The 14,365-nt window shown below is 31.9% G+C and carries 16 protein-coding genes; 2 read left to right on the top strand and 14 right to left on the bottom strand.

The features are described 5' to 3' along the window. From ACIJYG_RS02000 to folE, 8 genes are all read right to left on the bottom strand, one after another. A complete protein-coding gene (locus ACIJYG_RS02000; protein WP_435098838.1) occupies window positions 1–693 on the bottom strand; it encodes an ATP-binding cassette domain-containing protein in 693 nt (230 codons plus the stop codon). Between the two features lie 14 nt (window positions 694–707). After that, window positions 708–1,058 (bottom strand): ATP-binding cassette domain-containing protein, encoded by a 351-nt coding sequence (locus tag ACIJYG_RS01995; RefSeq protein WP_435097935.1) that lies wholly within the window; start codon window positions 1,056–1,058, stop codon window positions 708–710. A gap of 7 nt (window positions 1,059–1,065) precedes the next feature. After that, window positions 1,066–2,685 (bottom strand): ABC transporter permease, encoded by a 1,620-nt coding sequence (locus tag ACIJYG_RS01990; protein WP_435097932.1) that lies wholly within the window; start codon window positions 2,683–2,685, stop codon window positions 1,066–1,068. Window positions 2,686–2,760: 75 nt separating this feature from the next. Continuing rightward, window positions 2,761–2,931 carry a hypothetical protein gene (locus ACIJYG_RS01985; protein WP_435097929.1) on the bottom strand — a complete coding sequence of 57 codons (171 nt, stop codon included), beginning with the start codon at window positions 2,929–2,931 and terminating at the stop codon, window positions 2,761–2,763. Window positions 2,932–2,934: 3 nt separating this feature from the next. After that, window positions 2,935–3,954: an extracellular solute-binding protein gene (locus tag ACIJYG_RS01980; protein ID WP_435097926.1), complete on the bottom strand. Its 1,020-nt coding sequence runs from the start codon at window positions 3,952–3,954 to the stop codon at window positions 2,935–2,937. A gap of 135 nt (window positions 3,955–4,089) precedes the next feature. Continuing rightward, a complete protein-coding gene (locus tag ACIJYG_RS01975; protein ID WP_435088788.1) occupies window positions 4,090–4,977 on the bottom strand; it encodes a LysR family transcriptional regulator in 888 nt (295 codons plus the stop codon). Next, entirely contained in the window at window positions 4,977–5,978 is a 1,002-nt protein-coding gene (locus tag ACIJYG_RS01970; RefSeq protein WP_435097923.1) for an oxidoreductase, read from the bottom strand. Before ACIJYG_RS01970 ends, ACIJYG_RS01975 begins: the two co-directional genes overlap by 1 nt. 1 nt (window position 5,979) lies before the next feature. After that, window positions 5,980–6,597: a GTP cyclohydrolase I FolE gene (folE, locus tag ACIJYG_RS01965; protein ID WP_435088786.1), complete on the bottom strand. Its 618-nt coding sequence runs from the start codon at window positions 6,595–6,597 to the stop codon at window positions 5,980–5,982. A 76-nt stretch (window positions 6,598–6,673) separates the two neighbouring features. Here folE and hisI point away from each other — a divergent pair, with 76 nt between their 5' ends. Together hisI and ACIJYG_RS01955 are read left to right on the top strand one after the other, a co-directional pair. Next, window positions 6,674–7,141, top strand: coding sequence for a phosphoribosyl-AMP cyclohydrolase (gene hisI, locus ACIJYG_RS01960; protein ID WP_435088785.1), 468 nt, complete (start codon window positions 6,674–6,676; stop codon window positions 7,139–7,141). Next, entirely contained in the window at window positions 7,142–7,516 is a 375-nt protein-coding gene (locus tag ACIJYG_RS01955) for a DUF2237 family protein (protein ID WP_435097920.1), read from the top strand. 1 nt (window position 7,517) lies between these two features. Here the strand turns inward: ACIJYG_RS01955 and ACIJYG_RS01950 are convergent, their stop codons facing one another. The 6 genes from ACIJYG_RS01950 to ACIJYG_RS01925 are packed head-to-tail and all read right to left on the bottom strand — an operon-like array spanning window position 7,518 to window position 14,365. After that, window positions 7,518–9,137, bottom strand: a complete 1,620-nt coding sequence (locus tag ACIJYG_RS01950; RefSeq protein ID WP_435088783.1) for an electron transfer flavoprotein-ubiquinone oxidoreductase — start codon at window positions 9,135–9,137, stop codon at window positions 7,518–7,520. 22 nt (window positions 9,138–9,159) lie between these two features. Continuing rightward, complete coding sequence (locus ACIJYG_RS01945; protein ID WP_435097917.1) at window positions 9,160–10,113, bottom strand: electron transfer flavoprotein subunit alpha/FixB family protein; 954 nt, start codon at window positions 10,111–10,113, stop codon at window positions 9,160–9,162. Then, complete coding sequence (locus ACIJYG_RS01940; protein ID WP_435097914.1) at window positions 10,113–10,862, bottom strand: electron transfer flavoprotein subunit beta/FixA family protein; 750 nt, start codon at window positions 10,860–10,862, stop codon at window positions 10,113–10,115. Before ACIJYG_RS01940 ends, ACIJYG_RS01945 begins: the two co-directional genes overlap by 1 nt. Next, a complete protein-coding gene (locus ACIJYG_RS01935; protein WP_435097911.1) occupies window positions 10,862–13,291 on the bottom strand; it encodes a GcvT family protein in 2,430 nt (809 codons plus the stop codon). The genes ACIJYG_RS01940 and ACIJYG_RS01935 overlap by 1 nt, the downstream gene beginning before the upstream one ends. Window positions 13,292–13,347: 56 nt before the next feature. Further along, entirely contained in the window at window positions 13,348–13,824 is a 477-nt protein-coding gene (locus ACIJYG_RS01930; RefSeq protein WP_435088780.1) for a hypothetical protein, read from the bottom strand. Next, window positions 13,793–14,365: an NAD(P)H-dependent oxidoreductase gene (locus tag ACIJYG_RS01925; protein ID WP_435097908.1), complete on the bottom strand. Its 573-nt coding sequence runs from the start codon at window positions 14,363–14,365 to the stop codon at window positions 13,793–13,795. The genes ACIJYG_RS01930 and ACIJYG_RS01925 overlap by 32 nt, the downstream gene beginning before the upstream one ends.

Genomic DNA, 14,365 nt, shown 5'->3' with positions numbered 1-14,365 from the left:
TTAAAAACAAACTATATGATCAATATTTATCGGTCTTTTAATGCCAAATTTTTCATCAATTTCATGTTGATGCATATGATGGGAATGAACAAAGACAGGAATAAGTAAATCACTGCTAGTTTTTAAGGTATATATAAAGTTAGTACCTCTAAATTTTCTATCCACAACCTCTAGCTTTAAATTACTTTGATCATCATGCTCAAGATCTTCTGGCTGTAATAATAATTGAACGTCTGATCCTTTTGGGTAACGTTTTGTAAAATTTCCATTAATAGTTCCTAGATCATCACTTTCTAAACTATTTTCACCAGTAACTTTTGCTGGAATTAAAATTCCTCTATTTAAAAAATTAACAACTTCTACAGAATTCGGAAAATGATAGACATTGTATGGGTCATCAAATTGTTTGAGTTGACTGTCTAAAATTATTCCACATTTACTTCCAAGATAGAAAGCTTCATAAGAGTCATGTGTTACTATAATTGTTGTAATTTTTAAATCAGTTAAAACTTGTTTTAATTTAACTTGGATTTCTTCTTTAAAACTCTGATCAACATTGGATAATGGTTCATCTAATAAAAGTAAATCTGGTTTAGAAAGTAATGCTCTAGCTAATGCTGCTCTTTGAGCTTCCCCAGAGCTAATTTGATGCGGAAATTTTTCTTTAACGTGATCTAGATGAAGAAATTCGATAACCTCTTTAATAGTTAAATCTTTTTTTTTTTCTTGTTTCTTTCAGCACCAAATTGGATGTTTTCTAAAACATTATAATGAGGAAAAAGTGAGTTATCTTGAAACGCCAAGGAAATGTTTCTATTTTCTGGCTCAACATGAACATCCTTAGATGAAATAATTTTGTTTTTTAAAGAAATTTTGCCTGATTGAATTTTTTCTAATCCAGCAATAGTTCTTAAAATTGTTGTTTTACCAATTCCAGAAGGGCCTAAAAGACAAACAATATCTCCTTCATTTTCTATAGTTAAAGATACATTGTTAACTTTACTTTTTGCACTTGCTGCAAATGTAACGTTGTCAATTTCTAAAAAATTTTTAGACATATAAGAATTAATCCTTAAGAATATATTTAGATGTAATTAAAATAAAGAAACTTGCAATAAGAATAAGAAATAATGAAGGTGCAGCAGCTGCTTCTAGTAAGTCTTGAGAAGCATATATATAGGCTTGTGTGGCAAAAGTTTCAAAATTAAATGGCCTCATTATCAATGTTATGGGCAACTCTTTAATAATTTCAATAGCAATCAATATACCAATTAACATGATAGTATTTTTTAAATAAGGAATATGAATATTTTTAAAAGTTTTGAATTTTGAGTAACCCAAAAGGTATGCACTTTCATCAATAGAATAATTTATCTTTAAATAACCAGATTTTAATCCATTACTTGCTAAAGAAAAAAATCTAATAAAATAAACAACAACCAAGCCTAAAATAGAACCGATGAAAATAGATTTTACATTTCTAATTTCAAACAAATTCATAATACTATTATCAAACCATGAAATAAAAGTAATAAATGCGACGGCTAATATAATGCCTGGGATGGCATAACCAGATATTGAAAAAGTAGTCAAAATTTCCAAAAATTTACTTCGAGAAAGTCTATTTCCGTAATTAGAAATAAAAGCAAATCCAATTAAAACTATACTTGATAATAAAACGAGAATTATCGTATTAAAAAATAATTCAACTAAATTTAAATCTGCTAAATGCTTGGGGAAAATAATTGTCCAATAAAGCATTTGGGACACAGGAAATAAAAAGCTAATAAAAAATACTAAAAAACAAAATGAAAAAGCAAGCCAAGCTTTGAACCCATATAAGTTTGTTAAAGATTTTTTTTTAAATCCACCTTTGCTTGGTGAATGATATTGTGCTTTTTTTCTGGATAAATTTTCCAATATAAACAATCCAAGGATAAAGATTAAAAGATAAAAAGATAATTGATTTGCTAGTACAAGATCGTCAAATGAAATCCATGCATTATAAATACCTGTTGTTAGAGTTGAAATTCCAAAAAATGATACTGAACCAAAATCAGATAAAGTTTCCATAGCAACAAGCGATAGTCCAGCTACAATTGCAGGTCGTGCTGATGGTAAAATTATTTTCATAAATGATTTTTGCTTATTAAAACCAAGATTTTTTCCAAGTTCTATTAAATTTTGTGACTGATAGTGAAATGATGCTCTTGTTAAAACATACACATAACCAAACAATGAAAATGAAATTGAGATTATTGCACCCATCATTCCATCAAATTTTGGTATTGAGGAATTGTAATCACCTTCACCAAATAAATGTTTTAATATTGTAAAGGCAGTACCATAATTTTCAAAAAAAGCTGTTAATGAATAAGCATAGATATATGCGGGAACTGCAAAAGATAAAATTAAAGCCCATTTGAAAAAATTTGATCCTGGAAAAGAATAAAAAGAGACTAAATAAGCCCCTAATACTCCAATTACAAATGTTAGAAATAAAACACCTAATAAAAGAGTTAAAGAGTTAAAAATATATTCATAAAGAAACGTATTTTTAATAATACTTGAATATTCACTAGTGCTTTCAAAAAAGCTAGAAAATACTGTAACAATTGGTATTGCAACAGCAATTGAAATCAACAATGAACTAAAATACCAAATATTTATTTTTCTTAAAACCATACTTACCCTTTAATTTTAGGTGAACATAATTAATAGAAGGGTAAGGACTATTAAATTATGTTCACTTTTTGAAAATTAATTTTTTTTATCAAAAACGTTTATGAATTGATCAGTTTCATCACTTTTGATCTCAGTTAATTTTCTATTATTCATTTTTTTTTCAATTTTTTTACACTCTGAGAAACACGGATCACATGCTCTAGAAGACTTATTATAATCAAAATTTAATGAATTCTTTTTTATCATTAATTACTTCCAATTTGCCGCAAGCATACACTCTAAAGCTTTTGCTTGGTTTTTTCCGTAATTAACTACTTTAGTATTTAAATCCTGTTTAAACCCTAAACCCATTTGCTTAACTAATTCATGTGGCTCAACGCCATCAATCATTGGATATTCAAATGTATTGTTTACTATGTGTTCTTGTGCTTCTTTTGTTAATAAAAACTCAAGAAGTTTTTTTGCATTATCTGGATTTGGAGAATTTTTAAGAACTCCACCACCACTAATATTCATATGTGTTCCTCTGTCTCCTTGATTAGGAAAAAAAGGTAGAACTTTTTTAGCTGCTGCTTGCTGCTCAGCTCCTTTTTTACCAGATAACATTAAAGCTAGATAATAGGTATTTGCTACAGCCAAATCCGCTTCTCCAGCAGCTACTGCTAAAATTTGAGCTCTATCATTTCCTTTAGAGTCTCTTGCCATATTAGCAACAACACCTTTTGCCCATTCACAAGTTTTTTTCTCTCCATTATTTTTAACTAATGAAGCAACTAAAGATTGGTTATAAATGTTATTTGATTGTCTGATTACAACTCTTCCTTTCCATTTAGGCTCAGCAAGACCTTCATAAGTCATTCCATTTAATTCGTTGGCATTAACTCTTTCAGGAGAGTAATACATAATTCTTGCTCTCTTAGCTATTCCTGTCCAATTTGTTGATCTAAAGTTTTTTGGAACTGAGGCTTTTATTGCTGGTGTCATTGAATTTTGAAACATTCCTTTTGCATCAAACGCGCCCAATCTTCCAGCGTCTGCCGTAATATAAATGTCAGCTTTAGAGTCTTTCCCCTCTTCAGTAATTCTTTTTTGAAGAGCTTTATCTTTTCCTGATACAACATTTACTTTAATGCCTGTTTTTGCAGTAAATTTTTTGTAAAGTTGAATATCAGAGTCGTAATGTCTTGCGCTAAATACATTGACTTCAGCTGCAAAACCTAAATTGGTAAAGAAAACTAAAGTTAATGCTAATAAACTTATTTTTTTCATTTTATCCTTTTCTTTACCCTTAATTTTTTTTAGTTGAGAACTATTCTCAATGCGAATGATTATCAATCGCATATATTGACGCAGTTGTAAAGTATTAAATATTAGGAATTTAAGAGATATTTTTTAGGGATTATTTTATTTCCAGTCACCTATTTTGCTAAATAAGAAATTTCTAAATGCCTGAACTCTAGCAGTGTTTTTTAATGATTGAGGGTATACAAAGTGAGCTTCGGTAATTGGTCCTTCAGATTTAGGCAGCACTTTAATCACATTAGTTGAGTTGAAAACCAAATACTCTGGTAAAGCAGCTAATCCTACTCCAGACTCTACAGCTAAAAGTAAACCCATAACACTATTTACTTTCATAACTGTTTTTCTTTTTTTTCCATCATGCATTCCGAGTTTTAATGCCCAATCAGGGTTGTAAACAGGTGAAGGCGCTCCTTTTCCAAATGAAATAAAATTATGTTTATTTAAATCAGCAATAGTTTTTGGCATTCCAAATTTTTCTAGATATTTATTAGATCCATAAATATAATATTTAATATCAACTAATTTTTTTTGAATATAATTCAATTGTTTTGGTCTTCTCATAAAAATACCAATATCTGCCTGACGAGTACTTAAATCTAATTCTTTATCGTCAAATACTAGTTCAATTTCTATTTCAGGGTTTAACCTCATAAACTCTTGAATTCTAGGTGTTAACCAGTGTGTTCCAAAACTTCTTACTGTTGTAATTGTTAGTTTTCCAGTTGGTTTATTTTTCTGATCACCTAAAGATGTTTCAACTTCTTTTAATTTACTGATTACTTCGTGGGCTGTCTTAAATACATATTCCCCATTTTCAGTAAGAGTTAATCCTCTTGCATGCCTTTCAAACAATTGAACTTTTAAATCTTGTTCAAGTGATTGAATTTGTCTGCTTATTGCTGATTGACTCAAATTAAGGTTTACTGTCGCATTGGTAAAACTTCCTGCTTCAGCTACAGCATGAAAAATTTTTAATTTGTCCCAATCCATTATTTATTTACATCAATCAAATATCTACCTGATGTTTCTCCTTTTAGCATTTTAGAGTAAATATCTATTAATTCATTCAGGCCAATTGTTTTGATAGATTCTTCAAGTTTATCAAAATCAATTACATTTGAAACCTCACTCCAAACAAATTCTCTTCTTTTAATTGATGCTGTGACCGAATTTATGCCCCATAATTTAACTCCACGAATTATAAATGGCATTACTGTTGTATTTAATTTGTAATCAGATGCATTTCCACATGCAGCAACAATTCCGTTGTCTCTTGTTTGAGCTAATGCATTAGCTAAAATTTTTCCACCCACTGTATCCACTACTCCATCCCACAAACCTTTGTCTAGTGGTCTTGGATCTTTGTCAAAATCGTCTTTATTTACAACTGTTTTTGCACCTATTGATTTTAAATAATCCTCGTTTGATTTTTTTCCTGTTACCGCTGTTACATCATAACCAAATTTTGATAAAATCATTACAGCAATACTTCCAACACCCCCTGAGGCACCAGTAACTAATACATCTTTTACTTTTTCACCTAATAATAATTCCTCTCTTGCTTTAATTGCAAAACAACAAAGTAATGCAGTCAAGCCTGCTGTGCCCATAATCATTGATTGTTTTGAAGATAGGTTTTTTGGTTTTTTAACCAAAAAATCTCCACTTACTTTTGCATATTGTGAAAAACCACCATAATAAATCTCTCCAACTCTCCAACCTGTTAAGATTACCTCATCATCTTTTTTAAATTTATCATTTGCACTTTCAACAACTGTTCCTGAAAAATCGATACCTGGTATATGAGGAAATTCTTTAACTAACTTTGCACCGTTATTTAAAATTAATGCATCTTTATAATTTAAACATGAATAATCAACTTTAACAGTTACATCACCATGTTTTAAAAAACTTTTATCAATTGATTTAACTTCTCTTGTAAAGCTTTCACCCTCTTGATTGATGATTAATGCTTTAAATTGATCTGACACTTTAATCTTTTGCTATACTGATAAATCTTAGATATCTATTTTGATAACTTAGATCATCTTTAAATTGACCCAAATAATAATTTGTTACAGTTGATGCTTGTTCCTTTTTAATACCTCTCATGGTCATACATTGGTGAGTTGAGTCTATTGTTACGGCAACTCCCTTAGCATCCAAAGATTGCATTAATGTTTTTGCGATTTGCATTGTCAATCTCTCTTGAGTTTGAAGTCTTTTTGAAAAAACTTCAACTACTCTTGCAAGCTTGCTTAAACCAACAACTCTTTCTTTTGGAATGTAAGCAACATGAGCCTTACCAATGATTGGTGCCATATGATGTTCACAATGACTTTGAACAGAGATATTTTTTTGAACAACCATATCGTCATATCCATCAACATCCCCAAATGTTTTGTCTAAAATTTTGTTTGGATCTTCTTTGTAACCAGCAAAATATTCTTTATAAGCTTTAACTACTCTTTTTGGTGTTTCCAATAAACCTTCACGACTTGGATCTTCACCCATCCAAGCTAATATGGTTTTAAAAGCTTCTTCTGCTTCTTTATCTGAAACTTTATTAGTTTCTAAATTTTTGTTGTCAGTATCTTTTACTAATTTCATAGCGCCTTTTTATACAGTAATTACTTAATTTTAAAATATTTAATATATCGAGATATGTGCTAAATAATCAATGCATATGTTCAAAAAAAGAGAAAATGTCCTAGAAATTGAAGAGGGAAATCTTCTATCCCCTAAATTTGATAATGATGGTCTAATTCCAGTAATTACTATGTGCTCTAAAACAAGAGACGTTTTAATGCACGGATATATGAATGTTGAGGCTTTAAAAAAAACAATCGAGACAAAAGAAGCTCATTATTTTAGTAGATCAAGAAAAGCTATTTGGCATAAAGGCAAAACTAGCGGGTTTACTCAAAAGGTAACTGAGCTGAGAATTGATGATGATCAAGATTCTGTTTGGATGACAGTTGATATTGGAGATGGCTCAAGTTGTCATGTGGGATATAGATCATGTTTTTATAGATCTATTCCGATGGGGCCAATAGATAATGGTCGAGAAATAAAGATGAAGTTTGAGGAAAAAGAAAAATCTTTTAATCCAGAAGAAGTTTACAAAGGTCAGCCCAATCCAACAAAAATTTAAATGAGTGATAAACAAAAAAATGTTCTAGGTGAAGATCTAGAAGAGTGCTCTAATAATCCTTTAACAGGCTGGTATCGGGATGGTTGTTGCAATACAGATGAAAATGATCATGGCATTCACACTGTTTGTGCAAAAGTTACAACTGAATTTTTAGAATGGTTAAAAGTTGCGGGTAATGATTTGATAACACCTCACCCTGAATTTGGATTTCCTGGTTTAAAAGATGGTGATGGATGGTGTGTTTGTGCTAGTTGGTACGCTAAAGCAGTTGAAGCTGGTAAAGGTTGCCCAGTATTTTTGAAAAGAACTCATAAAAATACTCTTAAGCACGTACCTATTGAAACATTAAAAAAGTTTGCAATAGATTTATCTTAATTTACATATTTCCATATTTAGGCCCACCACTACCTTCTGGTGTTACCCAAGTAATATTTTGTGAAGGCTCTTTAATATCACAAGTTTTACAGTGAATACAATTTTGAGAATTAATCACAAATTTATTTTGATCATTTTCTTTTTGAACCTCATAAACTCCTGCTGGACAATATCTTTGCGCAGGTTCATCAAATTTTTCTAAAGTGTAACTAATTGGCAAATTAGGATCTTTAAGTTTTAAATGAACTGGTTGATTTTCAGCATGATTTGTACCAGTTAGATAAACTGAACTTGTTTTATCAAAGGTAATGACATTATCATATTTTGGATAATCTATTTTAGGCATCTCATTTGCTGGTTTTAATGTTTCATGATCAGCATGTTTGTGTTTTAGAGTAAAAGGCAGCTTTCCTTTAAATAAAATTTGATCAATTCCTGTAAAAATTATTCCAAGTATTAAACCCCAACTAAAACTTGGTTTTACATTACGAGCCGCATGAAGTTCTTCATAAACCCAGCTTTTTTTAAATTTTTCCTCATAAATTGATAAGTTTTTATTTTCTTTAATTTTTTCAAATATTGTTTCAGCAGCAATCATACCGCTTTTCATTGCTGTATGAGAGCCCTTAATTTTCGGCATATTTAATGTTCCCGCATCACAACCAACTAATAATGCACCTGGCATAAACATTTGAGGTAAACTTTGAAGGCCTCCTTCAATTAATGCGCGCGCTCCATAAGAAATCCTTTTTCCTCCATCAACTATTTTTTTAATTGCTGGATGGGTTTTAAATCGTTGAAACTCATCGTACGGGGAAAGATATGGGTTTTTATAATCTAAGCCAATAACATATCCTAAAAATACTTGCTTATTTTCAGCGTGATATATGAAGCTACCTCCATAAGTGTTATTGTCTAATGGCCATCCCGCAGTATGCATTACCATTCCTTCTTCATGATTTTTATCTTCTATTTCCCAAATTTCTTTAAACCCAATTCCATACTGTTGGGGATCTTTATTTTTTGAGAGATTAAATTTTTCAATTAATTGTTTTCCTAAGTGACCTCTACAACCTTCTGCAAATACAGTTACTTTTCCTAGTAATTCTATACCAGGCTCAAAACTATCTTTTTGATTTCCTTCTTTATCAATACCCATATCTTGGGTCGCAACACCTTTAACAGATCCATCTTCGTTATATAAAATTTCACTCGCTGGAAATCCTGGAAATATTTCAACGCCTAAGGTCTCTGCTTGTTCAGCAAGCCATCTGCATAAATTTGCTAAACTAATGATATAATTGTTATGATTTTGTTGAACCTTAGGAAGCAACCAGGTTGGCCAGCTTAATGATTTTGTTTTACCTAAAAATAAAAATTTTTCTTTTGAAACTTTAGTTTTAATCGGTGAATTAAGTTCTTTCCAATTTGGTAAGAGTTCATCCAATGCTCGTGTTTCAAAAACATTGCCACTTAAGATATGCGCACCAATCTCTGATGCTTTTTCTAATAAGCAAACGTTTAAATTTGGATCAAGTTGTTTGAGTTTAATTGCTGTAGATAATCCAGAGGGACCTCCTCCAATAATTACAACATCATATTCCATCGACTCTCTAGCCATATGATATTTTTATCTTTAAGAATTATTTTTGTATAGTGTTTAATTTGTTCAGCTCTTCTAGGAACTGTGGCAAAGCTTCAAATAAATCTGCTTCTAAACCATAATCTGCAACACTAAAAATGGGAGCTTCTCCATCTTTATTAATTGCAACAATTACTTTGCTTTCTTTCATTCCTGCTAAATGCTGGATAGCTCCTGAAATCCCAACAGCAATATAAAGATCTGGAACAACTACTTTACCTGTTTGACCAACTTGATGATCATTACTGATATAACCGGCATCCACTGCTGCTCTAGAAGCACCTATTGCTGCATTTAATTTATCTGCAATAGAAGTAATTAATTTAAAGTTATCTCCACTTTGCATCCCCCTTCCACCTGATACTACTATTCTTGCTGTACCAAGTTCAGGTCTATCTGATTTTATTTCTTCTCTTTTAATAAATTTTGTTAACGAAAACTCTTCTCCTGCTTCAGCAGTTTCAATTGGTGCTGATCCCCCCGAGCTTTCACATGGATCAAAAGAAGTTGGTCTAATAGTAATACATTTTTTTGCATCAGAACTTTTAACGGTTGCAAAAGCATTTCCCGCATAAATGGGTCTAACAAAAGTATCTGCGGACTCTACTTTGATAATATCACTAACTTGTGATGTATCTAATTTAGCAGCTATTCTTGGCATTAAATTTTTACCAAATGTATTTGCTGAACAAACTATATGAGAATAATTATCTGCAAGTTTTGTAACAACCGGAGCAAAATTTTCTGCTAAAAAATTTTCATAATGAGCAGCCTCAACTGTAATTACTTTTTTAACCAAGGGTAGTTCTGAGGCAGCTTTAGCAGCATCACTACAATTATTTCCAATAACTAATGCGTGAACATCGGTATCAATTTGAGATGCTGCTGTAACAGCATTTAAAGTAAAAGATTTAAGCTCTTTATTGTTGTGCTCTACTATTAATAATACTGACATTATATTACTTTTGCCTCATTTTTTAATTTTTGAACTAATTCAGCAACACTTGAAACCTTAATTCCAGCTTTACGCTTAGGTGGTTCTTCGACTTTTATATGTTGTATTTTAGGTGCGGTATCAACTCCTAAATCTGATGCATTCATTTGTTCAATTGGTTTTTTCTTTGCTTTCATTATATTTGGCAATGAAGCATATCTTGGTTCATTTAATCTTAAGTCACAGGTTACGATGGCTGGAGTATTGATTTCGATAGTTTCTAAACCCTCATCAATTTCTCTAATAACTTCTAATTTTCCATCTTTAACTTCAATTTTTGAAGCAAAAGTTGCTTGAGGCCAATTTAATAATGCACTCAACATTTGTCCTGTTTGATTGCAATCATCATCAATTGCTTGTTTACCCATAAAGACTAAATCTGGTTTTTCTTTCTCAACAATTTTTTGTAAAATTTTTGAAACAGCAATGGGTTCTATTATGCCTTCTGCTTTGACATGAATTCCTCTATCAGCTCCAACCGCTAGAGCTTTTCTGACAGTTTCCTGAGCTTTTTCTTCACCAACAGTTACAGCAATTACTTCTGTTGCTTTTCCACTTTCTTTAATCTTTACTGCTTCTTCGATTGCATTGTCATCTGGTGGATTTGTTGACATCTTAACATTGTCAGTAACAACACCTGTGCCATCTTCTTTAACTCTTATTTGAACATTGTAATCAATAACTCTTTTAACAGCGACTAAAATTTTCATTAAGCTCTCAACAAATTATTTTCAGAATCGTACGGACTCTCTTCTAAAACAGTAGCCTCATACATTTCACCTAAAATATCAACTTGTAATTTGTCGCCTACCTTAGCATGCTCTGGTTTCACCATGGCAAGAGCAATTGATTTATCTAATCTAAAACCAAATTCGCCACCAGTTGCTCTTCCAACAACTTTGTTATCTTTGTAAATTGGGTTATTTCCCAAAACATCAGCATCTTTGGTGTTATGAATTTCAAGAGTAATAAGCTTGTTATCAAAACCTTTTTCTCTCCATTTGTTAAGAGCCTCTAGTCCTATGAAACTACCTTTGTTAGGGTGAACAAATCTATCTAACCCAGACTCGTAAGGTGAATATTCAATTGAAAGCTCAGTACCAACTAGTTTGTATGATTTTTCTAATCTTAAGCTGTTCATTGCTCTTATACCAAAAGGTTTGATACCTAAATCCTTACCAGCTTCCATTAACTTATCAAAAATATGATTTTGATATTCAATTGGATGATGAAGTTCCCAACCTAGTTCACCAACAAAATTTACTCTCATGGCATTAACAGGAGCATATCCAACATCAACATTTTGTGCTGTTAACCATTTAAAATTCTCATTTGAAAAATCATCAGTAGATACTTTTTGCAACAACTCTCTTGATTTAGGGCCCGCTACAACCAGTACACCCGTGCTGTTAGTTAGATCTTCAAAGGTAACACCTTCATCTGGCATCCATTTTTTAATCCAATCATGATCTAATCTTAAGTTTGCTCCAGCAGATACTAAATAAAAACTATTTTCAGATTCTCTCATAATTGTAAATTCTGAATGAACCCCACCCTTGGTATTAAGAGCATGACACAAACCAATTCTTCCAATTTTTTTTGGCAGTTTATTTGCTACTAAATGATCTAAAAATTCCTCAGCTTTTGGACCTTTAATTCTGCATTTTGCAAATGCGGTCATATCTAAAAGTCCAACATTGTCTTTTACGTTTTGACATTCTTTTTTAATAGCCTCAAACCACTTAGATCTTCTAAACGACCAGTCATCTTTTTGCTCCATACCATCTGTTGCAAAAAAATTGGGTCTTTCCCAACCAAATTTTTGTCCAAAAACTGCACCTAAATCTTTCATTCTTTCATAACAAGGAGATGTTCTTAAAGGTCTTGCGGCAGGTCTTTCTTCATCAGGATAGTGGGTAATAAATACATGACTATACGCTTCTTCATTTTTAGCTTTTAAATAAGACTTAGTTGCATAATCTCCATAACGTCTAGGCTCAACACCAAGCATATCAATAGTTGGCTCACCATCAACAATCCATTCAGCTAATTGCCATCCTGCTCCACCCGCTGCAGTAATTCCAAAACTATGTCCTTCGTTAATCCAAAAGTTTTTTAATCCCCACGCAGGTCCAACAATTGGATTGCCATCTGGTGTATAACAAATTGCACCGTTATAAACTTTTTTAACACCAACTTCTCCAAACGCAGGAACACGGTGTATTGCACCCTCAATGTGTGGTGCTAATCTATCTAAATCTTCTTGAAACAATTCATACTCTGAATCTTTTGAGGGACCATTAACATAACAAGCTGGTGCACCATCTTCGTATGGACCTAAAATTAATCCACCTGCTTCTTCTCTCATGTACCATCTGTTATCGCTATCCCTTAAAACTCCCATTTCTGGTAAACCATCTTTTTTTCTTTTTTGAATTTCAGGATGTGGTTCGGTTACAATGTATTGATGTTCAACTGGAATAACAGGAATATCTAAGCCAACCATTTTACCAGTTTGTCTTGCAAAGTTTCCTGAACAAGAAATAATATGTTCGCACTCTATAGAACCTTTGTCAGTTTCAACAATCCAACCATCTTTAGTTTGTTTCATTGAAAGTACACTTGTATTTCTATAAATTTCGGCACCCATATTTCTTGCACCAGTTGCCATTGCTTGAGTTAAATCAGCAGGCTGAATATATCCATCCTCAGGGTGTTGGATCGCACCAACTAAATCATCTGTATGACACAAAGGCCAAATTTCTTTTACTTGATCTGGTGTTAAAAATTTTACATCGACGCCAATAGTTTGAGCTACACCAGCATACTGATGATACTCATCCATTCTATCTTTAGTACTTGCTAAACGAATATTTGATACAACACTAAAGCCAACATTTTTTCCAGTTTCTTCTTCTAATTTTTTATAAAGATCAACTGCGTATTTATGAAGTTGTCCAACTGAATAACTCATATTAAATAAAGGTAATAATCCTGCTGCATGCCAAGTAGATCCTGATGTTAATTCTTTTCTTTCAACAAGAACAACATCTGACCAACCTTTTTTTGCTAAATGGTAAAGAGCACTAACACCTACTACTCCACCGCCAACTACTACAACTTTAGTTTTTGTTTTCATTCGCGATTCCTACTAAATTTTTTGAAATAACGAAACAAAATTGTATCTGTGGATAATTAAATTGAACTGCCTAGTGGGATCGGATTTGAGACCATGCTCGTCAACCAACAGTCTTTAAGTTCACCCTCTTCAGTATACTTTTCAACCTGCCAATTGAACTTATGATAGATTTTATTTTTATCTAAAATAACTACCTCAAATTGAGCCCAATTTTCGCTACTTCCAAGCTGGGTAATTGTGTGACTTAAATGATTAATCATCATCTCATAGGAGTTGCCCTTCAACATCCTTTTAAAATTACCTAGGGGACCAGTAACCTTTTTGTTGTTTGGGTGGGCAAAATTCCATGTTTGCTCTATACCACTGTCTTTAAAATTAAGGTCATTTTTCTGAAGGCCTGTTAGCTGAATTTTAACCACTTCTTTAGGATTAATATCGCTACTTGGCTTTAATATTTCTGCTTTGGATATTGAAATTGTGATTAAGAGTAGAACTAAAACCTTAAATATTAATGGCAGTCTTTTTAACATCATCTAAAAATTCTTGTCTTTTTGCATCACTAACAAATGGTACTGCAAAATATCTTCTATAAACAATGTTATATATGCCACACATATGAAATACTCCTCTTTTTAGTCTTCTTATAGGAAGGTTTAAAAAAAAGGTCGTAATTGCTAATCTTGGAGATCCATAAGTGCAAAAAATAATTGCTTTTTTTTGTCTCAAATTTCCAATCGGATAACCATAGTTACCCCACAACTGTTTAAATCTAAACGCCCAAGGTGGTGCTAATACTTTATCTATCCAACCTTCAACTATTGCTGGCATCCTAAAATTCCAAATTGGTGCAATTAAAACAATTGTATCGCACTCTTCAATTCTTTGACGATGGTTTAAAACATCTTCACCAGGTTCTTCACCTGCAAAAACTGGATCAAATTTTTCTTTATACAAATCAACAGCATCAACTTTGTTCCCTTTTTCTTCAGCTGTTTTTATAAAGGTATCTCTTATTGCGGCATTAAAAGATTTATCATTATAGTGCCCATAAACTAAAAATATTTTTTTACTCAT

The organism is Candidatus Pelagibacter bacterium nBUS_27 (genome assembly GCF_051200985.1).
GTDB lineage: Bacteria > Pseudomonadota > Alphaproteobacteria > Pelagibacterales > Pelagibacteraceae > Pelagibacter.
The sequence above is the reverse complement of the archived record's forward strand: the minus strand, read 5'-3'. Positions and strand labels throughout refer to the sequence as shown.